Here is a 24,244-nt window from a genome sequence, read left to right as displayed (position 1 = left end):
TAAGCCGTCGCGCCTAGGATGGTTGGCTGAGCGATACCCGCAGACCGGAAAGGCACTACCCAAAGCATGGCTGAGTTCATCTACACGATGAAGAAGGTCCGCAAGGCGCACGGTGACAAGGTCATCCTGGACGACGTCACGCTGAACTTCCTCCCCGGAGCCAAGATCGGCGTCGTCGGTCCCAACGGCGCCGGCAAGTCGAGTGTCCTGAAGATCATGGCCGGTCTGGACAAGGCGAACAACGGTGACGCGTTCCTCGCCACCGGCGCCTCCGTCGGCATCCTCATGCAGGAGCCGCAGCTCGACGAGTCGAAGACCGTTCGGGAGAACGTCGAGGAGGGCGTGCCGATCAAGGCGAAGCTCGCCCGGTACAACGAGGTGGCCGAGCTGATGGCCACCGACTACACCGACGAGCTCATGGAAGAGATGGGTCAGCTGCAGGAGGAGCTCGACGCGGCCGACGCGTGGGATCTGGACTCCAAGCTCGAGCAGGCGATGGACGCGCTGCGTTGTCCGCCGCCCGACGAGCCGGTCACCCACCTCTCCGGTGGCGAGAAGCGTCGCGTCGCGCTCTGCAAGCTGCTGCTCTCCGAGCCCGACCTGTTGCTCCTCGACGAGCCCACCAACCACCTCGACGCCGAGAGCGTGTTGTGGCTGGAGCGGCACCTCGCGGACTACAAGGGCGCCATCCTCGCCGTCACGCACGACCGCTACTTCCTCGACAACGTGGCGGAGTGGATTCTCGAGCTCGACCGTGGCCGCGCCTACCCCTACGAGGGCAACTACTCGACCTATCTGGAGAAGAAGGCCGAGCGGCTCGCCGTTCAGGGCCGCAAGGACCAGAAGCTGCAGAAGCGGTTGGTCGAGGAGTTGGCGTGGGTGCGCTCCGGCGCCAAGGCCCGCCAGGCCAAGAACAAGGCGCGCCTGAGCCGATACGAGGAGATGGCGGCCGAGGCGGAGAAGACGCGCAAGCTCGACTTCGAGGAGATCCAGATCCCGACGGGCCCGCGGTTGGGCAACATCGTCGTGGAAGTGGACCACCTCGACAAGGGCTTCGACGGACGCATCCTGATCAAGGACCTGTCGTTCACGCTGCCGCGCAACGGCATCGTCGGCGTCATCGGTCCCAACGGCGTCGGCAAGACCACCTTGTTCAAGACCATCGTCGGACTCGAGGAGCCCGACAGCGGCGTCGTCAAGGTTGGCGAGACCGTCAAGCTCAGCTACGTCGACCAGAACCGCGGCGGCATCGACCCCAAGAAGAACGTGTGGGAGGTCGTCTCCGACGGACTCGACTACATCGAGGTCGGGCAGAACGAAGTGCCCTCGCGCGCCTACGTCTCCGCGTTCGGCTTCAAGGGACCGGATCAGCAGAAGCCGGCCGGGGTGCTCTCCGGTGGCGAGCGCAACCGCCTCAATCTCGCGCTGACCCTCAAGGAGGGCGGCAACCTGATCCTGCTCGACGAGCCGACCAACGACCTGGACATCGAGACCCTCAGCTCGCTGGAGAACGCCCTGCAGCAGTTCCCCGGGTGCGCGGTGGTCATCTCGCACGACCGCTGGTTCCTCGACCGCACCTGTACGCACATCCTGGCGTGGGAGGGCGACGACGACAACGAAGCCAAGTGGTTCTGGTTCGAGGGCAACTTCGGCGGCTACGAGGAGAACAAGCTGTCGCGACTGGGCGCGGATGCTGCTCGCCCGCACCGGGTCACACACCGCAGGCTGACCCGCGACTGATCTGACGGGGTTCAACCGCAGCGGCATCGGGGGCCACTAGTGTCACTTCCGCGGGCCACTGAGCCGCTTCGGCGGCGTCATCCAACGGCGGACGGCACGCGCGCAAGGTAGGAGCGATCGGTATGACGACGGTGCCAGGAGGACGGCGCAACGACGAGACCACGGTGATCGACAGGGGGCGGGACGGCGACGTCGAGAATGCCTACCTCGAGACTCACCACGGGCCTCACGGCGACGCACCTGCCGGCGACGCGGCCCTGACGATGCCGGTCGACGCTTCGGGGCGAAGCGTGTCGCCGGCGCTGATCGCCGCCCACCAGACGGTCGGGCAGCAGCGCGCCACCGGCGACACCAAGGTCGCGGTGCACGCGGCCGACGACCCCGGTGGAATCGGCCCCTCGATCCAGATCGTCACCGACCAGAGCGCGATGCTGACCGACACCGTGACGGTGCTCCTGCACCGCCTCGGCGTCGCGTACACCGCGATCATGAACCCGGTGTTCCGCGTCCGGCGCGATCCGGCCGGGGGACTGCTCGACATCCATCCCGTCAACGCGCCCGACGCCCCGAGGGACGGCGCGGACGAGGCCTGGATCCACGTCCAACTCTCGCCGACCGCGGACCCCAAGGCCGTCGCCGAAGCCGTCGCCCTGTTGCCCAACGTGCTCGGCGACGCCCGGCAGGTGGCACTCGACGAAGCGGCTCTCGACGCCGCCCTGGTCGTCCTGGCCAGTCAGCTGGACTCCGACCGCGAGGGGCACTTCCCGTCCTATGACCGCCGTGACGTGGCCGCCCTGTTGCGCTGGCTCGCCGACGGGCACTTCGTGCTGCTGGGCTACCAACGCTGCTCGGTCGAGGACGGCGCGGCCACCGTCGACCCGCCCAGTCGGCTCGGCGTGCTGCGCCTGCGCACCGACGTGTTGCCGCAGCTGACCGAGCAGGACGACCTGCTGGTGCTGGCGCAGGCCACCATGCCGAGCTACCTGCGCTACGGCGCGCACCCCCACATCGTGGTGGTACGCGAGACGCTGCCCGGTCAGAGCGCCGCAATCGAGCATCGGTTCGTCGGGTTGTTCACCGTCGCCGCCTCCAACGCGAACGTCCTCGAGATACCGCTGATTTCGCGTCGGGTTCGCGAAGCACTCGCGCTGTCGCACGGCGACAACAGTCACCCCGGACCGCTGACGCTGGACATCATCCAGACGATCCCGCGTTCGGAGTTGTTCTCGCTGAGCGCCCAGCAGCTCCTCGACATGGCCAACGCGGTGGTCGACCTCGGCTCGCGTCGCCGTGCGCTGCTGTTCCTGCGCACCGACCAGCTCTCGCACTTCGTGTCGTGCCTGGTGTACCTGCCGCGCGACCGGTACACCACCGTGGTCCGCCTCGAGATGCAGGACATCCTGGTCCGCGAGCTGGGCGGCGAGAGCCTCGAATACACCGCGCGGGTCAGCGAATCGCCCTGGGCGGTCGTGCACTTCACCGTTCGGCTGCCCGACGACAGCAAGCCCGAGGACGTCGACACGTCGCTGGAGGCCGAGACCCGGATTCAGACACTGCTGACCGAGGCCGCCCGCACCTGGGGTGACCGGTTGATGGGGGCGGTCCCCACCGGTGCCATCTCCCGTGCCGAGGCCGAGCACTACTCGGTGGCCTTCCCTGAGGTGTACCGGCAGGCGTTCACCCCGCACGACGCCATCGGTGACATCGCGATCATCGAACAGCTGCAAGACAATTCGGTCAAGCTGGTCTTCGCCGACGGCGGCGAGGGTCAGCCGGCCAACCTCACTTGGTACCTCGCCGGGCGGTCGGCTTCGCTGAGCGTGCTGTTGCCGATGCTGCAGTGCATGGGCGTGGTGGTCCTCGAGGAGCGACCGTTCTACGTCACCCGTGCCGACGGCATGCCGGTGTGGATCTACCAGTTCAAGATCTCGCCGCAGAAGTCGATCCGCGAGGAGGACGACGCCGTCGAACGCGAGGCCACCGCCATGCGGTTCGCCGACACGGTCACTGCCATCTGGCACGGCCGGGTGGAGATCGACCGCTTCAACGAACTGGTCATGCGCGCCGGGCTGACGTGGCAGCAGGTCACCGTGCTCCGCAGCTACGCGAAGTACTTGCGGCAGGCCGGTTTTCCCTACAGTCAGTCCCACATCGAGACGGTGGTCAACGACAACCCGGCGACGGCTCGCGCGCTCGTCGAGCTGTTCGAGGCGCTCTTCGATCCGGACGACGCACAGTCGGAGTCGGGGGAGAAGAAGCGCGACGCGTCGGCCGCTGCGGCCGCGGTCGCGGTCGGCATCGACGCCCTGGTCAGCCTCGACACCGACCGGGTGCTGCGGGCGTTCGCCTCGATGATCCAGGCGACGCTGCGCACCAACTACTTCGTCACCAGCCCGGGCTCCGCGCGCAGCCAGGACGTGCTGTCGATCAAGGTGAACCCGGGGCTGATCGACGAATTGCCCTTGCCGCGACCGCGATACGAGATCTTCGTGTACTCACCACGGGTCGAGGGCGTCCATCTGCGATTCGGAAACGTCGCCCGCGGCGGCCTCCGCTGGTCGGACCGCCGCGAGGACTTCCGCACCGAGATCCTCGGTCTGGTCAAGGCGCAGGCCGTCAAGAACGCCGTCATCGTGCCCGTCGGCGCCAAGGGCGGCTTCGTGGTGAAGAACCCGGCGCCGCCCACCGGTGACGCCGCCGCCGACCGCGACACCTTCCGCAACGAGGGCGTCGCCTGCTACCGGCTGTTCATCTCCGGCCTGCTCGACGTCACCGACAACGTCGACACGGCCACCGGTGCCGTCACCACGCCCGAGGGCGTGGTCCGGCGCGACGGCGACGACGCCTACCTGGTCGTCGCCGCCGACAAGGGCACCGCCACGTTCTCCGACATCGCCAACGACGTCGCCAAGTCCTACGGATTCTGGCTCGGCGACGCCTTCGCCTCCGGCGGGTCGGTGGGCTACGACCACAAGGCGATGGGCATCACGGCCAAGGGCGCGTGGGAGTCGGTGAAGCGGCACTTCCGCGAGATGGGCGTCGACACCCAGACCGAGGACTTCACGGTCGTCGGGGTCGGCGACATGAGCGGTGACGTGTTCGGCAACGGCATGTTGCTGTCCAAGCACATTCGACTGATCGCCGCGTTTGACCACCGCCACGTGTTCCTCGACCCGAACCCCGACGCGGCGACGTCGTGGGCCGAACGGGAGCGGATGTTCGCGTTGCCCCGCTCCAGTTGGGACGACTACGACCACGGCCTGATCAGCGAGGGCGGTGGCGTGTACAGCAGGGAACACAAGTCGATCCCGATCAGCCCGCAGGTCCGCACGGCGCTGGGCCTGGACGACGGCGTCGAGGAGATGACGCCGCCCGCGTTGATGAAGGCCATTCTGCAGGCGCCGGTCGACCTGTTTTGGAACGGCGGCATCGGCACCTACGTCAAGGCCGAGTCCGAGTCCGACGCCGACGTCGGCGACCGAGCCAACGACGCCGTCCGCGTGAACGCAAACCAGATGCGCGCCAAGGTGATCGGCGAAGGCGGCAACCTCGGTGTGACGCAGCGCGGTCGCATCGAATTCGAGCTCAACGGCGGGCACGTCAACACCGACGCTCTCGACAACTCCGCCGGGGTGGACTGCTCGGACCACGAGGTCAACATCAAGATCCTCGTCGACTCGCTCGTCACCGGCGGCCAGGTCAGCGCGGAGGAGCGGACCCCGCTGCTGATGTCGATGACCGACGAGGTCGGTGCACTCGTGTTGCAGGACAACGCCGCTCAGAACGATTTGATGGGCACCAGCCGGGCCAACGCGGCGGGTCTGCTCAACGTGCACGCCCGCCAGATCAAGGCCCTGGTCGCCGAGCGGGGCCTCAATCGCGAGTTGGAGGCGCTGCCGACGGACAAGGAGGTCCGCAGGCGCGTCGAGGCGGGACTGGGTCTGACCTCGCCCGAGCTGTCCACGCTGATGGCCTACGTGAAGTTGGCACTCAAGGACGAACTGCTCGCCAGCGAGCTGCCCGACCAGGAGGTCTTCGCGGCCCGGTTGCCCGAGTACTTCCCGCATCAGCTTCGGGACAGGTTCGGCTCCGAGATCCGCACCCATCAACTCCGTCGGGAGATCGTCACGACGATGCTCGTCAACGACCTCGTCGACACCGCCGGGATCAGCTACGCCTACCGCGTCGCCGAGGACGTCGGTGTCGGACCGGTCGACGCGGTGCGCGCGTACGTGGCGACCGACGAGATCTTCCAGGTGGGCCAGGTGTGGCGACAGATCAGGGCGGCGGGGGAGGCCGGCGTGCCGGTGGCCGTCACCGACCGGATGACCCTCGACCTGCGGCGCTTGATCGACCGCGCCGGCCGGTGGCTGTTGAATTACCGGCCGCAGCCGCTGGCGGTCGGCGCGGAGGTGAACCGGTTCGCGGCCAAGGTGGCGGACCTGACACCGCGGATGTCGGAGTGGCTGCGGGGCGACGATCGCGCCATCGTGGCCAAGGACTCCGGGGACTTCATGGCACAGGGCGTGTCCGAGGAACTGGCCTTGATGGTCGCGACCGGGCTGTACCAGTACAGCTTGCTCGACGTCATCGACATCTCCGACATCGTCGAGCGGGATGCCGTCGAGGTGGCCGACACGTACTTCACGTTGATGGACCACCTGGGCATCGACCCCCTGCTCACGGCCATCTCGCGGCTGTCTCGCGACGATCGCTGGCATTCCTTGGCGCGCTTGGCGATTCGCGACGACATCTACGGCTCGCTCCGGTCGCTGACCTTCGACGTCCTCGCCGTCGGTGAGCCCGACGAGACGGGCGAGCAGAAGATCGAGGAGTGGGAGCTGTCCAACAGCTCACGGCTGGCGCGCGCGCGGCGCACGCTCACCGAGATCAAGGAAGACGGCGAGAAGGACTTGGCGACTTTGTCGGTGGCGGCTCGTCAGCTCCGAAGCATGACCAGGACGAGCGGAACGGGATCGACCGGGTGACCGAAAGATGGGTTTCTTCAGTGCCCGTGCGCTGGAGTGACATCGACATGTACCAGCACGTCAACCACGGCACCATGGTGACGATCCTCGAAGAGGCTCGCGTGCCCTTCCTCACCGAGCCGTTCGCCAACGACTTCGACACCATCGGCTTGCTCATCGCCGAGGTGCGCGTGGTCTACAAGGGGCAGCTGCGACTCGCGGATTCTCCACTGCAAGTGACCATTTGGGTCAACCGCCTGCGGGCGGTCGACTTCACCCTCGGTTACGAGGTGCGGTCGGCGCTGGCCGATCCGGACTCCAAGCCGGCGGTGATCGGCGAATCCCAGCTGGCCGCGTTCCACATCGCAGACCAGCGACTGGTCCGACTGGCGCCGCATCACCGGGATTATCTCCAGCGTTACCAGCGATGAGCGGCAGTGAACGCGGGCTGTGGCTCGACGACGCCGCCCACCGAGAGGACCTGGCAACGTTCGTCGACCGGGCCATCCGGCTCGACGACACCAGCGTCATCCGGCTGCGCCAGCGGGGCGACGCACAGGTCGTCGCTTGGCTGGCAACGGGTTTCGACGTCCTGGCCAGTCGCGTCGTGGGCGGTCGGGTCAACCCCGCCGACTTGTCCGTCGGCGCGGACGCCCTCGCCTCGGCGCTTCCGTCGATGGATCGGTCGGGGTTCGTCGACCCCGGTTTCGCGATGGACTCGGCCTGGCGCGGGATGCTGCCGCCGGAGTCGGGATTCGTCCACCTGGACGACGTTCCGGCCCGGGTGGTGCTCGACCTCGCCCAGCGTGGGGTGGCCTTGGCCAAGGAGTACGGCAGTGCCCACGGTCCGCCGGCGTCGTTGCTGGACCAGGAAGTCGTGGCGGTCAGCTCCGGTGACGTCGGAGTCGGCATCCCGATGCGTTGCGTATTCGCCTTGACGGCAATGGGTTTCCTGCCGCAGTCGGCGACCACCGACCAATTCGCCCCCGAGTCCGTGGCGGCCGACGAGGTGGTGCGGGTGCGCGTGCTGCCGACCTGGTTGCGGGTCGACGCTCGCTTCGGCACCGTCTACCGCCGCCGCGGCGATCCGGCCGTGGTGCTGCGTTAGAACGGTGAGTTGACCATCGACTGCGCCGCCATCTCGAGGTAGTTCAGGAGCACCTGGCGGTGTGCGTCGTCGAGGGTGCGTGAGTCGATCTCGGCGACGGCGGTGTGCATGCAGCGCAACCAGGCGTCGCGTTCGAGCGGACCCACCTTGAACGGGGCGTGCCGCATCCGCAACCGAGGGTGCCCCCGAAGGTCGGAGTAGGTCCGGGGGCCGCCCCAGTACTGCTCGAGGAACATCCGCAGCCGCTCTTCGGCGCCGTCGAGGTCGTCCTCCGGGTACAGCGGTCGCAGAATTTCGTCGTCGCGAACCAGTTGGTAGAACGTCGACACGATGGTCTGGAACGTCTCGGCTCCGCCGACTTCGTCGTAGAACGACGTGGGTTGTTCCGTCACGTGCTCCATTGTCCCTTCCCGCGGCCCGGGGACGAGCGACCGGGGGGCCACGGCTGTCGTCACCGGATGTTCATCGGAGTGACCTGCGAACACCGACCAATTTGTCGTGCGATTGACGGCGATCCGTGGTGCACTATGTCTCGGAGGACCCATGTCGCAGCGAAGGAAGAGCCGCGGGCATCTGACCGCAGCGTGTTCATCTGGCGCATCGGTGCTTGCTGCGCAGACTCTGCCCCTTCCCGGCGTCGAGGATCGACCACCCGGTGCCGACGGCAGCGTGTGGGGCCGCCGCAGGGTGCTCCTCCTGAATTCGACCTACGAGCCGCTCGCCGCGCTGCCCGCCCGGCGTGCCGTGGTCATGCTGCTGTGCGGCAAGGCCGACGTCGTCCACGCCGACCCCGGTGGTCCGGTGATCCACTCGGCCACCAGGGCGATCACGGTGCCCTCGGTGATTCGCCTGCGTTCGTTCGTGCGGGTGCCCTACCGGGCGCGCGTGCCGATGACCAGGGCGGCCCTCATGCACCGCGATCGCTTTCGGTGCGCGTACTGCGGGTCCAAGGCCGACACCGTCGACCACGTGGTTCCGCGCAGCCGCGGTGGTGCGCATTCGTGGGAGAACTGCGTGGCCGCGTGCGCTGGGTGCAACCACCGAAAGGCCGACCGTCTGCTCTCCGAACTGGGGTGGGCGCTGCGGTCGACACCCCTTCCGCCGAAGGGGCAGCACTGGCGACTGCTGTCCTCGATCAAGGAACTCGATCCGGCTTGGGTGCGATACCTCGGCGAGGGAGCGGCCTGAGTGGGCATCCCCGATGGGTATTGAGATACGGTTTGCGATGTGAGCACAGCACTTACCCACTCGCTGCTCGGCGGGGTCCCGCTGCTTCTGGCCCTGGTCTTGGCTGCCTTGATCTTCAGGCGCAAGGGCCCGCACCCAGCGACGTACAAGTTGACCGACGAGTGGACCCACGAACCGATCCTCTGGGCCTCCGACGAACCGGCCGATCACGGCCACGGAACGCATCTGACGGTGGGAGGTGGCGCAAGTGGCAAGTGGTAGCGAACATTCGACCGAGATCGCGAAGAAAGAGTCCGAGGTACTGCCCTACGGCTACGCCTACACCGCCAGCGGACGCATCTCCGGTGTCACCGAACCCGGTGAGCTGTCGGTGCATTACCCGTTCCCCGTCAAGGATCTCGTCGTCCTCGACGACGCCCTGAAGTACGGGTCGCGGGCGGCCAAGGCACGCTTCGCCGTCTACGTGGGCGGGCTGGGTGCCGACACCGCGGCCACCGCGCGCGAGATCCTGGCCAGGGTGCCCACGCCGGACAACGCCGTGTTGCTGGCCGTCTCCCCGAACCAGAAGGCCATCGAAGTGGTCTACGGGTCCGAGGTGAAGGGCCGCGGCATCGAAGAGGCCGCACCGCTCGGCGTCTCGGCGGCTGCCGCGTCGTTCCGAGAGGGCAACCTCGTCGACGGGCTCATCAGCGCCGTGCGCGTCCTCAGCGCCGGCGTCTCACCCCGCTAGGACCTTTCACTCCAAAGACGACGAAAGCCGGTGACCCTCGTGGTCACCGGCTTTTGAGTCGTGCGTACGTCAGTTGTCTTCGTCGTGCCGCTGGGCGATGGCCAGCAGCTCTTCGCGCACCGTCGAATCGGGAAGTGCGTTGATTCGTGCGTAGAGGCGGCGGCGGTTCATCGAGCGCGTCAGTTCGGCGCGCAAACGCGGAAATGGCATCCTGGTACTCCTTGATTGTGCCCTGGATCACAGGACGAGGGTTGCTGTCGCGTCGCCAACACGGGGATCATCCCGCTGGCAGACCCTCTAATCGTCCATGTTAAATCGAGGTTAATCAAGCTCTGACGTGTGATGTTGCGCTCACCACCGCCTGGATCGGGACGAGGTGCCGAGGTCCGAGGACGTCAGATTTGTGCGACGTCGACTACGGTCATGTTTGCTGCAGCACTCACGAGCTCACGCCGGATGTGCACGTACCGCTCGAGGAAGGCGCGCTCGTCGAGGCGCTTGCGCCGCAGCCACGCGGTCACTTCGTCGTTGCACTTGCTGGCGTTGCACGCCGCGCAGGCGGGCACCACGTTGTCCAGCGTGTAGCGCCCGCCGCGCGAGATGGCCATGACGCAGTCGCGCTGCAGCGGGCGGTCAGACGCCCCGCAGTAGGCGCACCCGCCCCACAACGCCCTGATCGCCGCCCACTCCTCGGTGGTCAGGTCGTTCTCGGCACTGTCCATCCGTCGCTTGCGCCTGCGGGCCGCGCGCGCTCGGCGACTGTTCGAGGCAACCATGGCGCGAGCGTAGGTGACGAACCGCCGAAACTCGGTGAGGCGGCCCCGGTCAGGACGCGTCGAACGCGCGCGCCCGCAGTGCCCGCTCGACGCCGGCGCGGCCCTCGATCACCAACCGGCGCAGCGCCGGTGGGACCTCTCCGGCCAGGAAGCGGTCGGCCGCGTCAAGGCCGTCTTGGCTGACGTCCGACGACGGGTACAGGCCGATGACGACCGTCTGGGCCACCTCGCTGGAACGTCGCTCCCAGACTCCGAGGATCGCGTCGAAGTACTTCTCGCCGAACGGCTTGAGCAACGCGGCTTGGCCGGGCTGCACGAAGCCCGTCACGATCGCCCTGGTGGTGATGTTGGCCAGGGTGTCGTCCTCGATCACCTGCTGCCACGCCGCCTCCTTGACCGCTGCCTGCGGACGGGCGGCCGAGGCGGCCGCCGCGTTCCGCCGTCCGGCGGCGGTGGGATCGCGCTGCGCCTCGGCGTCGATGAACGGAGTGTCGGTGCCGTTCTCGTCGACGTCGCCGCCGGCGGCCAATGCGGTGACGATGCGCCACCTCAAGTCGGTGTCGACGGTCAGGCCCGGCAACTCCAGGTCGGCGGGATCGGTGTCGAGCAGTGCCGCCAGCACCGCCGTGTGCCGCAGCGACAACGCCGAGGTGCACAGCGCGTTGACGTAGGCCAGCTGGAAGTCCGAGCCCGCCTCGGCCGCGCGGGCCAGCTCCAGGAGCCGATCGGCGAACGCCGGCCAGCCCTGCGAGCACGCCCAGTCCGGATCGGCGTAGGCGTTCAGGGCGGTCTGGGCCTGCAGCAGGAGGCGCTGCGCGACGCCGACCTCGGTCTCGGCGTGCACGCCGCCCTTGACCAGCTCGACGAAGTCGCGGGCCTTCATCTCGGCTTCGCGCGTCATCTCCCAGGCCGCCGACCACGCCAGCGTGCGGGGGAGCGAGTCGGAGATGTCGGCGATGCGGGTCAGCACCGTCTGCAACGACACCGGGTCCAGGCGCAGCGAGCAGTACGTCAGGTCGTCGTCGTTGACCAGGATCAGCTGACCCCGCGACACCCCCTGCAGGGCAGGCACGTCGGTGCTCGAACCCTCCACGTCGAGTTCCTCGCGGTGGGTGCGCACCAGCTTGCCCGAGCCGTCGTCGTCGTAGATGCCGACGGCCAGGCGGTGGACGCGGGTCTCGCCGGCCCCGGGTGCCGCGCCGCTCTGGTCGATCGCGAAGCGGGTGAACGTGCCGTCACCGTCGACGTCGAAGTTGGCCCGCAACGTGTTCAGGCCGGTGGTCTTGAGCCACTGGCGGCCCCAGTGCGACAGGTCGCGGCCGGACGACTTCTCCAGTGCCCCAAGGAGATCGCCGAACGTGGCGTTGGCGAAGGCATGGTCGCGGAAGTAGTCGCGCAGGCCCGCCAGGAACGCCTCGAGGCCCACGTAGGCGACGAGTTGCTTCAGGACGCTGGCGCCCTTGGCGTAGGTGATGCCGTCGAAGTTGACCTCGACGGCATGCAGATCGGGGATGTCCGCGGCGACCGGGTGGGTCGACGGCAACTGGTCCTGCCGGTAGGCCCACGACTTCTCGACGTTGGCGAACGTGGTCCACGCGGCCTTGTATTCCGTTGCCTCGCTTTGGCACAGCACCGAGGCGAAGGTGGCGAAGGACTCGTTGAGCCAGAGGTCGTCCCACCACTGCATGGTGACCAAGTCGCCGAACCACATGTGCGCCATCTCGTGGAGCACCGTCTCGGCGCGCCGTTCGTAGCTGTAACGGGTCACTTTGCTGCGGAAGACGTAGTCCTCCAGGAACGTCACGGCGCCGGCGTTCTCCATGGCACCGGCGTTGAACTCCGGGACGAACAGCTGGTCGTACTTGCCGAAAGCGTATGGCACGCCGAAGTTCTGGTGGTAGAAGCCGAAGCCCTGCTTGGTCTCGGTGAACAATCGCTCGGCGTCCATGTACTCGGCGAGCGAGCCGCGGCAGAAGATGCCGAGCGGGATGTCGCCGTGCTCGTCGGAGTACACGTCGTCCCAGCGGGCGTACGGGCCGGCGATGAGCGCGACGAGGTAGGTGCTCATCTTGGGCGTGGTGACGAACGTGTGGACGCCGTCGTCCACCGATGCCGTGGCGCCGTTGGAGATCACCTGCCAGTGGGCGGGGGCGGTGACGGAGACGTCGAAGGTGGCCTTGAGGTCCGGCTGGTCGAAGCAGGCGAACATCCGCTTGGCGTCGGCCGTCTCGAACTGCGAGTACAGGTACACCTCGTCGTCGACCGGGTCGACGAACCGGTGCAGGCCCTCGCCGGTGTTGGAGTAGCGGCAGTCGGCGTCCACCACGACCACGTTGTGCTCGGCGAGGCCGACGAGCGGGATGCCGGTGGACTCGTCGTAGCCGGTCACGTCGACGTCCACGCCGTTGAGGGTGGCGCTGCGGACGGTGTCGGCGGCCAGGTCGATGACGGTGTCCGCGCCGGCCGTGGCGTCGAACGTGACGGTGGTCGTCGACCGGAAGGTCCGCCCACCGCCCTCGGTCAGATCGAGTGCGATCCGGTAGTTGTCTACTGCGACGAGCGCCGCGCGCTCGGCCGCCTGGTCGCGAGTGAGGTTGGGAAGTGCCACGTCGGCCAAGCCTAGACGTACTTCGGGAACATGGGCGGGGCGTGCATAGTTGAGCTGAACGGAGTTGTGCCCACATCTGACCCGTACGCCCCACGAGAGGATTTGACGATGGCCGAAAAGTCCGCCCAGAGAGATGAAGCCGGTTTTTGGTTCGACCCCCTGTGCCCGTGGTGCTGGATCACCTCACGCTGGATCCTCGAGGTCCAGAAGGTGCGCGACATCGACGTGAAGTTCCAGGTGATGAGTCTTGCGGTGCTCAACGAGGGACGTGACCTCCCCGACGAGTACAAGGAGATGATGAAGAAGGCCTGGGGCCCCGTGCGGGTGGCGATCGCCGCCGAGCAGGCCAAGGGCAACGAGATCCTTGGCCCGCTGTACACCGCGATGGGCACCAAGATCCACAACCAGGGCTACCGCGAGACCGACCCCGACTTCGAGCGGGTCATCGCCGAGTCGCTCGAGGAAGTCGGGCTGCCCGCCGAGCTGGCCGAGGCGGCCACCAGCGACAAGTTCGACGACGCCCTCCGCAAGAGCCACCACGAGGGCATGGACGCGGTCGGCGACGACGTCGGCACGCCAACCATCCACGTCAACGGAGTCGCCTTCTTCGGGCCGGTGCTCTCCCGCATCCCGCGCGGCGAGGAGGCCGGCAAGCTGTGGGACGCGTCGGTGATCTTCGCCGGATATCCGCATTTCTACGAGCTCAAGCGCACCCGCAACGAGTCGCCCCAGTTCGACTGATCCGGGCGGGCGCGTCAGGCGACGGTGAAGATCATCGACTGCCAGCCCGTCGAGCCGTCCGGCACCGGGCCGGGGTTGATCAACCGCAGGCGTTCCTCGCTCTGCATCACGCCGTCGCCGTCGTAGGCGCGTGAGGTGACGGTGTGCTGGCCCGGTGACAGCGTCGTGGTCAGCTTGAACATCCGCCAGGTGTTTCGGTTGACCTCGGCGCCCAGCTCGGCCTGCTGCCATTCGCCGCCGTCGACGCGTAGCTCGACCCGGCTGATGCCGCGGCCCTGCGCCCACGCGGTACCCGCGACGGTGACCTGGGGGCCGGACAGCTGCTGGAAGGCCGTCGGTGCGTCGATGCGCGACGAGATCTTGATCGGCACGACCCCCGGCGGCTGACCGTCCCACCCGCGCTCGACCCAATAGGGCTTCACGTCATAGGTGGTCAGCTCCAGTTCGGTCAGCCACTTCGTCGCCGACACGTATCCGTACAGCCCGGGCACGACGGTCCGCATCGGGAAGCCGTGCTCGGGCAGCAACGCCTCGCGATTCATGCCGATCGCGAGCATCGCTTGCTTGCCGGTGGCGCGCAGCAGATCCAGCGGCGTGCCAAGGGTGAACCCGTCGACCGAATGCCCGACCACCTGCTGGGCGCCGTTCTGAATCCCCGCTCGGTCGAGCAGGTCGAGCAGCGGTACCCCGATGAAGGTGCCGGTCGAGACGTAGGGTCCGCCGACCTCGTTCGACACGCACGTCATCGTGATCGTCTGCTCCGCCAGCGGCATGGCGCGGATCTCGGCGAAGGTGAACTCCAGCGGCTCGTCGACCATGCCGGTGATGCGCAGCGTGGCGTCCTCGGCACGTAGTTGCGGTACCTCCAGGTTGACGTCGATTCGGTAGAAGTCCGCCGCCGGGGTGAGGAACGTCGGAGTACCCAGCTCGGGAAACGCGGCGCCAGGGGGGATCGGCGGCGCCGGTGTGGTCGGCACCAGCTCGCCGACCGCCCGTCGTGACGCGGCGACGTCGACCCGACGCGCCAGGGCGAAGCCACCTGCGCCGGCGACGACGGCGCCCACTGCCGCGGCGACCGAGCTCAGCAGGAAGCGTCGTCGCCCCCACGCGTTCGGCGGCGCGACGCCGGCGGCGCGCGGGTGGGCTCGCCCGTGCAGCCACCAGAACACGCCGACACCGGCGGCCAGTGCGGCGGCGGGCGCCAGCAGACCGAGGGGGCCGGTCGACTGTTCGTGCACCGCCAGTGCCCCGACGACGCCGATGACGACGATGGCCACGAGACCGGGAATCGCGCTGCGGCGTGACGCCAGCCCCACCACCATCCCGAACAGAGCCAAGACGACGGCCATGCCGATCAGCAGTGCCGGCTTGTCGTTGGTACCGAAGTTCTCGACTGCGAAGTTCTTGACCGGCGTGGGCGTCCGGTCGATGGCGGCGTTGCCCACCGCGAAGAAGGGTGACGCCGCCGGCCTCAGCAGCAGTCCCGCGACGAGGTGGCCCGCCCCGAGGGCGGCGGCGACGGCGACGAGCCCGGTTGCCGCGGCGCGTCCGGCGGAGACGGGTGTCGGGGATGTCGCCGGCGAAGTCATGGTGGTGATTCGTTGCCGGTGCGCGCCCGGACGCCGCGGGTCGAGTTGCGGGGACGCGCACGTCGGGCGACGGTGTACGCATGACGGTGCATTCATGACCACGGCCGAGCCCACCACCGACGGCTCCTACCGCAACAAGATCGCTGCGGTGGAGCCCGGCGGCAACGAATTCATCGCCGAGGCCGACCGCCACGGCAAGCCGAGCCAGCTCTTCTGGACGTGGACCTCGCCCAACCTCGAATTCGCGACGATCTTCGTCGGCGTGCTCGCCGTCTCCGTGTACGGCATGAGCTTCTGGCAGGCCGTCCTCGGCATCCTCATCGGCACGGGGCTCGGCGCCCTCGCGCACTACTTCCTCTCTGCGCGCGGCCCGCTGCACGGTGTCCCGCAGATGGTGTTGGGCCGCCTGCCCTTCGGCTTCAAGGGCAACGGTGTGCCGGCGGTTCTGATGTCGGTGACGGCCGGGGTGGGCTGGTTCGCGACCAACAGCGTCAGCGGCGCCTACGCCCTGGCCGCGCTGTTCGGCATCGGACCGCTGGTCGGGTTGATCGTCATCGTGCTCGTCCAGACCGCGTTCGCCTTCTTCGGGCACAACCTGGTGCAGGCGTTCGAACGGTGGTCGTTCCCGGTGCTGGCCGTGATCTTCGCGGTCGCCTCGGTTGCCATTCTCACCAAGTCGAACTTCGGCGCCCCCGCCCTGGAACCCTTCGTCGGCGACGGCTCGATGGGCGGGTTCCTGCTGACCGTCGGCACGGCCTTCGGATACGCCGCGGGATGGACGCCGTATGCGGCGGACTACACCCGTTACCTGCCCTCGACCGTGTCGACCGCGCGGACCGGGTTCTTCGCCTCCGCCGGCCTCTTCCTGTCCTGTGTGCTGCTGGAGATCGTCGGTGCGGCGTCGGTGACCATCGGGCCCGCGCTGTCGGAGAATCCCACCGAGGCGTTCGTGGGGGAACTCGCCTCCCCGATCGCCAAGGCGACGCTGCTGGCCATCGCAATCGGCGCGATCGCCGCCAACTCGATCAACATCTATTCCGGCGCAATGGCATTCGTGACTATCGGCGTCAAGTTGCCTGCCCACATCGCCCGCGCGCTGGTGACGGTGTTCTTCGGGGTGGCAGGTTTCCTGGTGGCCTGGTGGGCGCTGCCCGACGCCGCCGCGAGCTACGAGGCGTTCCTGCTGATCATCGCCTACTGGATTGGGCCGTGGCTCGGGGTGGTGTTCGCCGACCAGTACCTGCGGCGGGGGCAGGCGGTCGCCGGGTTCCTCTACGACCGGTCCTACGCGAACTGGCCCGGCCTCGCGTCGTTCGCGATCGGCCTCGTGGTGTCGGTCCTGCTCTTCTCCAACCAGGAGAAGTTCGTCGGGTTCATCGCCCGGGGAGCGCCCCAGCTCGGCGACATCACGTTCTTCGTCGGCTTCCTGATCGCCGGCGGCGTATATCTGGTGGCCTGCCGATCCAAGATCGCCGCCGAGCGCGTAGCACCGTGACCCCGCAGGACATGCTCGACGTCGCCGTCGACGAGGCTCGAAAGGGATTGTCGGAGGGCGGCATTCCCATCGGGGCAGCCCTGTTCAGCCGCGACGGCGTGCTGCTCGGCAGCGGCCACAACCGCCGGGTGCAGGACGACGACCCGTCGGTGCACGGGGAGACCGACGCGTTCCGCGCCGCCGGCCGCCAACGAAACTACCGGTCGACGATCATGGTCACCACGCTCTCGCCGTGCTGGTACTGCAGCGGGCTGGTGCGGCAATTCAACATCGGCGCGGTCGTCGTCGGCGAGGCCAAGACCTTCAGCGGAGGCCACGACTGGTTGGCCGAGAACGGGGTCGAGGTTACGGTTCTCGAAGACGAGCGGTGCATCCAGATGATGACGGACTTCATCGCCGAGCGCCCGGAACTATGGCTGGAGGACATCGGCGAGTGAGTATTGTTGCCACAGTTGACATTTCGCGCTGGCGTGCCGGCGGATCCGCTGCCGACGCCGTCGCGGCCGAGGTCGACGAGAGCTTGCAGCAGGCGGGCTTCATCCTGGTCACCGGGCACGGCGTCGACCCGGGACTGGCGGCCGCGGTGCGCGCAGCCAGCCGCGACTTCTTCGCCCAACCCCTCGAGGTCAAGCAGCGCTACAGCGTGCCGGTGGGCGGTCACGGGTGGATCGGACCGGGGGCCGAGGCCAACGGCTACGCCGAGGGCACCGAGACGCCGCCGGATCTCAAGGAGAGCTTCAGCCTGGGCGCCGAGACGGCGACGGGCGATCCGGACGTCGACCGAATCTGGTTCGCGCCCAACGTCTGGCCGGGCGAGGCGCCCGGCTGGCAGGCGTTGGTCACGGAGTACACCGACGCGGTGCGTCGGCTCTCCGACGATCTGCTGGCGCTGTTCGCCCACGCGTTGGGACTGCCCGCCAATCCCTGGGCGACGATGTCGGATCGGCCCACCTGGACGATGAACATCAACCACTACCCGCCCGTGAGCGTCGTGGGGGAGCCCGAACCGGGCCAGTTCCGCATCGGTCCCCATACCGACTTCGGCACGGTCACCGTGCTGGATCGCGAGCCGGGAGCCGGTGGGCTGCAGGTGTATTCGGAGGTCGGCGGGTGGGAGGACGCACCCTATGACCCCGACGCGCTGACGGTGAACATCGGCGACCTCCTGGAGTACTGGAGCGGTCGGCGCTGGCCGTCGGGCAGGCACCGCGTCCTGCCGCCGCAGCCCGAGGCGCCGGAGGAGGACCTGGTGTCGCTCATCTACTTCTACGAGGCCAACCACGACGCGCTCGTCACGCCGCTCGCGCCGCCGGTCGGACGAGTCGACGGGCTGGCACCCGTGACGTCGTCGGACTTCATCAAGGAGCGCCTCGACGCCATCACCGTCGGCTAGCTACCCCTGCCTCGTGGGCCGGATCGACAGTTCGCCGATCTCGACCTCCCAGGGTTGGTCGACGACGAATTCCACGGCCCTGGCCACGTCGTCGGGGTCGAGGGCGAAGTCGGCCATGTTGCGGCCGATCTCGGCGCGGATGACGGGATCGGTGACGCTGTCGCCGAACTCGGTCCGCACGTAGCCGGGTGAGATGGCCGTCGTCTTCAGCGTTCCGTCGGTGGATTCCTGACGCAGCCCCTCCAAGACGGTGCGGACGGCGTTCTTCGTGGCGGCGTACACGGCCATCGTCGGCACGATCTTCAGCCCGGCGGTGGAGACGATCGTGACGAGGTGGCCGCGGCCCTGTCGTTCGAAGACGGGCAGGGCGGCATCGACGCCGTGCAGGACGCCCCGCAGGTTGACGTCGATCATCGCGTCCCAGTCCGTCCGGCGTCGAGCCGTCATCGGTGAGATGGGCCCGATGCCGGCGCTGCCGACCAGCACGTCGAGCCGGCCGTAGGTGGAGACGGCGGTCTCGACGAGCAGGTCCAGGTCCTCGGCTCGGGTCACGTCGACGGCCACCCCGACGGCCCGGCCACCGGCAGCGCAGATCTCCGAGGCCAGCGCGTCGAGACGGTCGGCCCGACGGGCGCCGAGCACCACCGTGGCGCCCGCGCGGGCGAGCCGTCGGGCGGTCGCGGCGCCAATGCCGCTGCTCGCGCCGGTGATGGCGACCACCTTGTCCTCGAGTGAGTCCATGGTTAACCTCCTGATTGAAGCGGACGAACTGTCCACTTCAGTTAATCGGACACTTTGTCCGTTTGCAAGGGGGGTCATGGCCGAACGTAGCGATGCGGCGCGCAACCGCGCGATGATCGTCGAGGCGGCGCGCGAACTGCTCGCCGAGCCGGGGGAGCTCAAGCTCAGCCTGGTCGCCCGTCGAGCCGGAGTGGGGCAGGGCACGCTCTACCGCCACTTCGCCACCCGCGACGAGCTGATTCGCGCCCTCTACGACCAGGAGATCGACGACTTGGTCGCGCTCGCGCACGAGCTGCTCGAGCAGTTCGCGCCCGACGTGGCGCTCGCGCGCTGGTTCGAGCAACTCGCGGCCTACGCCCGGGTCAAGCTGGGAGTGATCGCCGCCGTGGAAGCCTCGGTGTGGCAAGACATCTCGGCCCAGACCATGGGCAAGCTCGCCGAAGCTCTCACTGCGCTGCTCGACGCCGGCCGCGAACGGGGCGTGCTCCGCGCCGACGTCGACGCGCGGGACGTCATCCTGCTGTCGTGGTTCCTCGCCCACGTCGAGCACGACGAGTGGGACGACCGAACCCCGCGGCTGCTCAGCGTCCTGCTCGACGGGCTGAGAGTGGGGTAGGCGCGAAACGTAGGCGTGGACGGGCCAGTTATGGTTTTCGCCATGCGCGTCTACCTCGGCTCTGACCACGCCGGATACGAACTCAAGCAGGCCATCGTCGAACACCTCGAGTCCAGTGGCCACGAGCCCGTCGACTGCGGTGCCTTCGCCTACGACGCCGAGGACGACTACCCCGCCTTCTGCATCGCCGCGGCGGAGAAGACCCTCGCCGACCCCGACAGCCTCGGCATCGTCATCGGCGGTTCCGGCAACGGTGAGCAGATGGCGGCGAACAAGGTGCCCGGCATCCGTTGCGCCCTGGCGTGGAGCGTCGAGACGGCGTCGTTGGCGCGTCAGCACAACAACGCCCAGGTGATGAGCATCGGCGGCCGGATGCACACCGTCGCCGACGCGCTGACGTTCGTCGACGCCTTCCTCACCACCGCGTGGTCGGACGCGCCGCGCCACCAGCGCCGCATCGACATCATGTCCGAGTACGAGCAGACGCACGTCGCACCGCCGGTCCCGGGCGCCTAGCTCGTGCCCGAGGGGCACACCCTCCACCGCCTGGCGCGCCTGCACCAGAAGCGGTTTGGCGCGGCACCGGTCATCGTGACCAGCCCGCAGGGCCGCTTCGCCGACGCCGCCGAGGCGGTCAGCGGCCGGGTGCTGCGCACCGCCGACGCGTGGGGGAAGCACCTCTTCCATCACTACGAGGGCGGCGCGATCGTCCACGTCCACCTCGGGTTGTACGGCAAGTTCACCGAGCATCCCCTGCCGCTGCTCGACCCGGTGGGACAGGTGCGGATGCGGATGATCGGCGCCGAATACGGCACCGACCTGAGGGGCCCCACCGTCTGTGAAGTGATCCATCAGGGCGAGGTCGACGACATCGTCGCCCGACTCGGACCCGACCCGCTGCGTCGCGCCGCGGACGCCTCCCGCGCCTGGGTGCGGATCAGCAAGTCGCGCAGGGCGATTGGCGCGCTGCTGATGGACCAGAAGGTGATCGCCGGGGTGGGCAACGTCTACCGCAGCGAACTTCTCTTCCGTCACCGCATCGAGCCGCATCGACCCGGCACCCTGCTCACCGAGGATGAGTTCGACGCCGCGTGGACCGACCTCGTCGCCCTGATGAAGGTCGGCGTGAGCCGCGGGAAGATCATCACCGTCCGACCCGAGGACGACAAGGGGTTGCCCGGCCTCCGCGGCCGGCCGCGCAGCTACGTCTACCGGCGCACGGGGGAGCCGTGCCGAGTGTGCGGGACGCCGATTCGCACCGAGGTCATGGAGGCCCGCAACCTGTTCTGGTGTCCCACCTGCCAGGTGTAGCGGCCGGCGCCGCGCACCGCTGGCGCTTTGACGGGACAATCGGCGGGTGGAACTCATCCTCGTCGTCGTCGGCGCGATCGTCGTCACCGCCATCGCCCACCATCGAGGGCTCGAACCCGCGCTGATCATCGTCGTCATCGGCATCGCGGCGTCGTTCGTCCCGGGATTCGAGGCGCCCGAACTCGATTCGCACATCCTGCTGACGGTGGTGCTGCCGCCGCTGCTCTACTCGGCGTCGCTGACCTTCTCGTTCCCGACGTTCCTGCGCAACATTCGTCCGATCCTGGGTCTGGGCGTCGGCCTGGTCGTCGTCACTGCGTTCACGGTGGCGGCGGTGTCGGCCTGGCTCGTCGTGGTGCCGCTGACGTTTGGCACGGCCCTGATCCTCGGCGCGATCGTCGCCCCGCCCGACGCCGTCACCGCCGTCGCCGTGGGCCGCAAGCTGGGGTTGCCGAAGAAGGTGATGGCGATCCTCACCGGCGAAAGCCTCATCAACGACGCCGCCGCGCTGACGCTGTTCACCATCGCGGTGGCTCAGGTCGCGGGCAGTCACACCTTCATCGAGAACCCGTTCCTGCTGTTCGGGTACAGCGCGGTGCTCGGCCCAATCGTCGGCGCCGCCCTGGGCCTGGTGACGCTGTGGATCCGCAAGCGGCTGGCCAACCCCGGCCTGGAGACGGTGCAGGGTCTGGTGGTGCCCTTCGCGGCGTTCATCGCGGCCGAGGAGTTGCACGCCTCGGGCGTCCTGGCCGTGGTCGTCGCCGGCTTCGTCGTGGGCAACGGAACCCTCGGCGCGGGCTACCAGACGCGGTTGCAGGAGCGCTACGTCTGGAACTCGGTCGACGTGTTGTTGGAGGCCTTCGTCTTTGCCTACATCGGCCTGCACCTGCGGTTCGTGCTGGAGGACCTCCGCGAGGCGCACGAAGCACTCGGCGAGGTCGCGGTCGCCTCGCTGATCGTGCTGCTCATCGTGATGGCGATCCGGCCGCTGTCGGTGTTGATCATGTTCGGCCGGAGCAAGTTGTCGAGCCACGTGGAGAGCAGGCTCAGCGTGCCGGTTCCCGCCTCGGGCGGCCGGGGCGCCCTCGGGACCCGTCGCCGCGCCAAGCCGCCGGGCAAGTGGCGCTCCGTCATCGACCGCCGCTCGCTGAGTTGGCAGGAGAGCGTGGTCGTGTCGTGGACCGGCATGCGCGGGGTGGTGACGTTGGCCGCGGCGGCGGCGATTCCGGTGACGACGGCGGCGGGGGAGCCGTTCCCGGAGCGCGCGACCATTCAGGCCGTGGCGTTCGTCGTCAGCGTCGGCACGCTCCTGATCCAGGGCAGCACGCTGCCGTTCCTGATCAGCAAGCTGCACCTGTCGGAGGACTCGTCCGACTACGAGCGCGAGCAGACCCTGAAGGCCGAGCGCGTGGTGTACGAGGCGGCCGACGGCGTCCTCACCGAGTTCCGGGCGAATCCGCCCGAGGGCCTCGACCCACGGGTGCTGGCCGAGATCCGGAACACCATCGCGCGGCACTCGCAGGACGCCGACGAGATGCCCGACCCGGCGACCCACACCTTGCGTGCCGAGGTGTTCGCCGCGCTGTATCTGCAGGTGCTCCACGCGCAACGCGCCGCCCTGATCACCGAACGCGACGAAGGACGCATCGAAGACGAGGCGGCCCGCGCGATGCTCGAGCGGCTCGACCTCCAGGAGGCGGGAGTGTCGGCGCGGCTCGAAAGTCGCTTCTAATTCGGGCTGTTCGGTGGACGGCATTGCGCTGACCGGTCAGCTCGGCGACCTCGGTCAGCAACATCTCACGCCGATCCTTGGGAATGAGCTCATTCACCAAAGGCGTTGCGGGCGAGGACATGACCCCATCACCAGAAGGGGGTACGACAAAACTCGGCGCCGTCGGGGAGGGCGCCTCGCGCGCTAGCTAGAAGCCGCCGAAGTCCCCGCCGCCGCCGAAGTCGCCGCCCCAACCGCCGGAGTCGCCACCACCCCAGCCGCCGGAGTCGCCGCCGCCCCAACCACCGCCGGAGTCGCCGCCCCAGCCGCCGTCGCCACCACCGGTGTCGCCGTAGTCCTGGCCGCCCTGGTCGCCGCCGCCGTCGAGCTGGCCCTGATCGAGGCCGTCCTGATAGCCGTCGCCGTATCCGTTCTCGAAGCCTTGGGCGTCGTAGCCGACGCCGCCCATGCCGGAGAAGAGGGTGCTGAACAACAACACCGAACCGACGCCCCAGGCGCCCGCGACGAGCGCGGGCTTCCACCACGGCTCGGAGTACCAGCCGGCGGGCACGGGGCGCCCGGCGACGCGGCCGCCCGGGTAGTAGTTCGGGGTGCGCTCCGACGGCGCGGGCGAGGCTTCGATGTCGCGGCCCTCGAATTGCACACGGCGGGCTTCGGTTACGGTGCCTGCCGAGTTCTGCCCGGACAGGCTCTCGAGCTCCGGGCCGGGATCCATGTTCATCGCGACTCGCGCGGCCCGTACGTAGTACAGCCCCTCCATCGCGCTCTCCTTGGCCAGCTGCGCTTGCCGGGCGGTGGTGGCCTGCTCGATCTGCGATCCGGCCGCGGTGAAGCGCTCGGAGGCGTCGGCCAACGCCTGCTTGGAGGCGTCGTCGGTGCCGGTCAGGTTGATCACCTGACCGCCGAGGCGGTCGATCACGCGACGGGCGTCGGCCTTGGCGTCGTCCAGGGATGCGGCGTTGCGCTTGCCGGACGCCTTGGACGAGGCGATGACCCCGAAGGCGATCACGGCGACGAGGACCACGACAAGCAGCAGCAGAAAGCTGTTCATGGCGTTCAGCCTACCTACAGGAAACGGTGTCGAACCGGCCCCGATGAGGGCGTTCTCAGAATGAGCGCAGTCCGGCCTGGGCGCAGGCGGCGTCGTCCTCCGCGCTTGCCCCGCTGACGCCGACACCTCCGACGATGCGCCCGTCCGACACGATCGGCACACCGCCCCCGAAGATGACGAACCGGCCGCCGCCGTTGGCGTGCAAGCCGAACAATTCGCCACCCGGAGCGGCGAGAACGGCGAGTTCGGCGGTCGAGATGCTGTTGGCGACCGCGGTGTAGGCCTTGTCGACCGCCAGGACCGGGCCGGCGATCTCGGCGCCGTCCATCCGGCCGAAGGCCACCAGGTGACCACCCGAGTCGACGACGGCCGCCGACACCAGGATCGATCGTCTGGCGGCTTCGGCGTGCGCGGCGTCGACGATGCGGTGGGCGGTGGCGAGGTCGAGGGTCACCCGG

General features: G+C 68.5%; 23 protein-coding genes. 15 read left to right on the top strand and 8 right to left on the bottom strand.

Annotation, left to right across the window (positions count from 1 at the left end):
* Positions 1-66 precede the first annotated feature (66 nt).
* The 4 genes from ettA (at position 67) to H7J06_RS20640 (ending at position 7,815) form a co-directional block, all read left to right on the top strand.
* Positions 67-1,740 carry an energy-dependent translational throttle protein EttA gene (gene ettA, locus H7J06_RS20655; RefSeq protein WP_264040947.1) on the top strand — a complete coding sequence of 558 codons (1,674 nt, stop codon included), beginning with the start codon at positions 67-69 and terminating at the stop codon, positions 1,738-1,740.
* Positions 1,741-1,862: 122 nt separating this feature from the next.
* Positions 1,863-6,728 carry an NAD-glutamate dehydrogenase gene (locus H7J06_RS20650; RefSeq protein ID WP_264040946.1) on the top strand — a complete coding sequence of 1,622 codons (4,866 nt, stop codon included), beginning with the start codon at positions 1,863-1,865 and terminating at the stop codon, positions 6,726-6,728.
* Positions 6,725-7,138 (top strand): acyl-CoA thioesterase, encoded by a 414-nt coding sequence (locus tag H7J06_RS20645; RefSeq protein WP_264040945.1) that lies wholly within the window; start codon positions 6,725-6,727, stop codon positions 7,136-7,138. Before H7J06_RS20650 ends, H7J06_RS20645 begins: the two co-directional genes overlap by 4 nt.
* Positions 7,135-7,815 carry a DUF8010 domain-containing protein gene (locus H7J06_RS20640; protein ID WP_264040943.1) on the top strand — a complete coding sequence of 227 codons (681 nt, stop codon included), beginning with the start codon at positions 7,135-7,137 and terminating at the stop codon, positions 7,813-7,815. Before H7J06_RS20645 ends, H7J06_RS20640 begins: the two co-directional genes overlap by 4 nt.
* Here the strand turns inward: H7J06_RS20640 and H7J06_RS20635 are convergent.
* Positions 7,812-8,216: a globin gene (locus tag H7J06_RS20635; RefSeq protein WP_264040942.1), complete on the bottom strand. Its 405-nt coding sequence runs from the start codon at positions 8,214-8,216 to the stop codon at positions 7,812-7,814. The genes H7J06_RS20640 and H7J06_RS20635 overlap by 4 nt on opposite strands.
* A gap of 142 nt (positions 8,217-8,358) precedes the next feature.
* Between H7J06_RS20635 and H7J06_RS20630 the strand changes: the two genes are divergently transcribed.
* The 3 genes from H7J06_RS20630 to H7J06_RS20620 are packed head-to-tail and all read left to right on the top strand — an operon-like array spanning position 8,359 to position 9,733.
* Positions 8,359-9,003: an HNH endonuclease gene (locus H7J06_RS20630; protein ID WP_264040941.1), complete on the top strand. Its 645-nt coding sequence runs from the start codon at positions 8,359-8,361 to the stop codon at positions 9,001-9,003.
* A 39-nt stretch (positions 9,004-9,042) separates the two neighbouring features.
* Complete coding sequence (gene ctaJ, locus H7J06_RS20625) at positions 9,043-9,264, top strand: aa3-type cytochrome oxidase subunit CtaJ (RefSeq protein WP_264040940.1); 222 nt, start codon at positions 9,043-9,045, stop codon at positions 9,262-9,264.
* Positions 9,265-9,280: 16 nt separating this feature from the next.
* The gene (locus H7J06_RS20620; RefSeq protein WP_264040988.1) at positions 9,281-9,733 is read left to right on the top strand and encodes a DUF5130 domain-containing protein; all 453 of its coding nucleotides are present in this window, start codon (positions 9,281-9,283) and stop codon (positions 9,731-9,733) included.
* Between the two features lie 69 nt (positions 9,734-9,802).
* Here the strand turns inward: H7J06_RS20620 and H7J06_RS20615 are convergent, their stop codons facing one another.
* The 3 genes from H7J06_RS20615 to pepN all read right to left on the bottom strand — a co-directional run bounded on the left by H7J06_RS20615 (position 9,803) and on the right by pepN (position 13,117).
* A complete protein-coding gene (locus H7J06_RS20615) occupies positions 9,803-9,943 on the bottom strand; it encodes a hypothetical protein (RefSeq protein WP_264040939.1) in 141 nt (46 codons plus the stop codon).
* 185 nt (positions 9,944-10,128) lie between these two features.
* The gene (locus tag H7J06_RS20610) at positions 10,129-10,509 is read right to left on the bottom strand and encodes an HNH endonuclease (protein WP_264040938.1); all 381 of its coding nucleotides are present in this window, start codon (positions 10,507-10,509) and stop codon (positions 10,129-10,131) included.
* A gap of 49 nt (positions 10,510-10,558) precedes the next feature.
* The gene (gene pepN / locus H7J06_RS20605; RefSeq protein WP_264040937.1) at positions 10,559-13,117 is read right to left on the bottom strand and encodes an aminopeptidase N; all 2,559 of its coding nucleotides are present in this window, start codon (positions 13,115-13,117) and stop codon (positions 10,559-10,561) included.
* 108 nt (positions 13,118-13,225) lie between these two features.
* On the opposite strand from pepN, the gene H7J06_RS20600 reads away from it, so the two are divergent.
* Positions 13,226-13,858, top strand: coding sequence for a mycothiol-dependent nitroreductase Rv2466c family protein (locus H7J06_RS20600; protein WP_264040935.1), 633 nt, complete (start codon positions 13,226-13,228; stop codon positions 13,856-13,858).
* Between the two features lie 14 nt (positions 13,859-13,872).
* Here H7J06_RS20600 and H7J06_RS20595 read toward each other — a convergent pair whose 3' ends face one another.
* Positions 13,873-15,447 (bottom strand): molybdopterin-dependent oxidoreductase, encoded by a 1,575-nt coding sequence (locus tag H7J06_RS20595; protein WP_264040934.1) that lies wholly within the window; start codon positions 15,445-15,447, stop codon positions 13,873-13,875.
* A gap of 94 nt (positions 15,448-15,541) precedes the next feature.
* Here H7J06_RS20595 and H7J06_RS20590 point away from each other — a divergent pair, with 94 nt between their 5' ends.
* Genes H7J06_RS20590 through H7J06_RS20580 form a run of 3 tightly spaced genes read left to right on the top strand, consistent with a single transcriptional unit; the run spans position 15,542 to position 18,335 of the window.
* A complete protein-coding gene (locus H7J06_RS20590; RefSeq protein ID WP_264040933.1) occupies positions 15,542-16,942 on the top strand; it encodes a purine-cytosine permease family protein in 1,401 nt (466 codons plus the stop codon).
* Positions 16,939-17,379, top strand: coding sequence for a nucleoside deaminase (locus H7J06_RS20585; RefSeq protein WP_264040932.1), 441 nt, complete (start codon positions 16,939-16,941; stop codon positions 17,377-17,379). The genes H7J06_RS20590 and H7J06_RS20585 overlap by 4 nt, the downstream gene beginning before the upstream one ends.
* Positions 17,376-18,335 (top strand): isopenicillin N synthase family dioxygenase, encoded by a 960-nt coding sequence (locus tag H7J06_RS20580; RefSeq protein WP_264040931.1) that lies wholly within the window; start codon positions 17,376-17,378, stop codon positions 18,333-18,335. Before H7J06_RS20585 ends, H7J06_RS20580 begins: the two co-directional genes overlap by 4 nt.
* On the opposite strand, the gene H7J06_RS20575 is transcribed toward H7J06_RS20580, so the two are convergent.
* Positions 18,336-19,076, bottom strand: coding sequence for an SDR family oxidoreductase (locus H7J06_RS20575; RefSeq protein ID WP_264040930.1), 741 nt, complete (start codon positions 19,074-19,076; stop codon positions 18,336-18,338).
* Between the two features lie 76 nt (positions 19,077-19,152).
* Here H7J06_RS20575 and H7J06_RS20570 point away from each other — a divergent pair, with 76 nt between their 5' ends.
* The 4 genes from H7J06_RS20570 to H7J06_RS20555 are packed head-to-tail and all read left to right on the top strand — an operon-like array spanning position 19,153 to position 22,735.
* A complete protein-coding gene (locus H7J06_RS20570; protein WP_264040929.1) occupies positions 19,153-19,692 on the top strand; it encodes a TetR/AcrR family transcriptional regulator in 540 nt (179 codons plus the stop codon).
* A gap of 42 nt (positions 19,693-19,734) precedes the next feature.
* Entirely contained in the window at positions 19,735-20,208 is a 474-nt protein-coding gene (locus tag H7J06_RS20565) for a ribose-5-phosphate isomerase (protein WP_264040927.1), read from the top strand.
* Positions 20,209-20,211: 3 nt separating this feature from the next.
* Entirely contained in the window at positions 20,212-21,003 is a 792-nt protein-coding gene (locus H7J06_RS20560; RefSeq protein WP_264040926.1) for an Fpg/Nei family DNA glycosylase, read from the top strand.
* A 46-nt stretch (positions 21,004-21,049) separates the two neighbouring features.
* Entirely contained in the window at positions 21,050-22,735 is a 1,686-nt protein-coding gene (locus tag H7J06_RS20555; RefSeq protein WP_264040925.1) for a cation:proton antiporter, read from the top strand.
* 187 nt (positions 22,736-22,922) lie between these two features.
* Here H7J06_RS20555 and H7J06_RS20550 read toward each other — a convergent pair whose 3' ends face one another.
* Together H7J06_RS20550 and H7J06_RS20545 are read right to left on the bottom strand one after the other, a co-directional pair.
* On the bottom strand, positions 22,923-23,786 hold the full coding sequence (locus H7J06_RS20550) for a DUF1542 domain-containing protein (protein WP_264040924.1): 864 nt from the start codon (positions 23,784-23,786) through the stop codon (positions 22,923-22,925).
* Between the two features lie 55 nt (positions 23,787-23,841).
* The gene (locus H7J06_RS20545; RefSeq protein WP_264040923.1) at positions 23,842-24,240 is read right to left on the bottom strand and encodes a GlcG/HbpS family heme-binding protein; all 399 of its coding nucleotides are present in this window, start codon (positions 24,238-24,240) and stop codon (positions 23,842-23,844) included.
* Between the last annotated feature and the right edge of the window lie 4 nt (positions 24,241-24,244).

The sequence above is a fragment of the Mycolicibacterium hodleri genome (assembly GCF_025822245.1).
Taxonomy (GTDB): domain Bacteria; phylum Actinomycetota; class Actinomycetes; order Mycobacteriales; family Mycobacteriaceae; genus Mycobacterium; species Mycobacterium hodleri.
The sequence above is the reverse complement of the archived record's forward strand: the minus strand, read 5'-3'. Positions and strand labels throughout refer to the sequence as shown.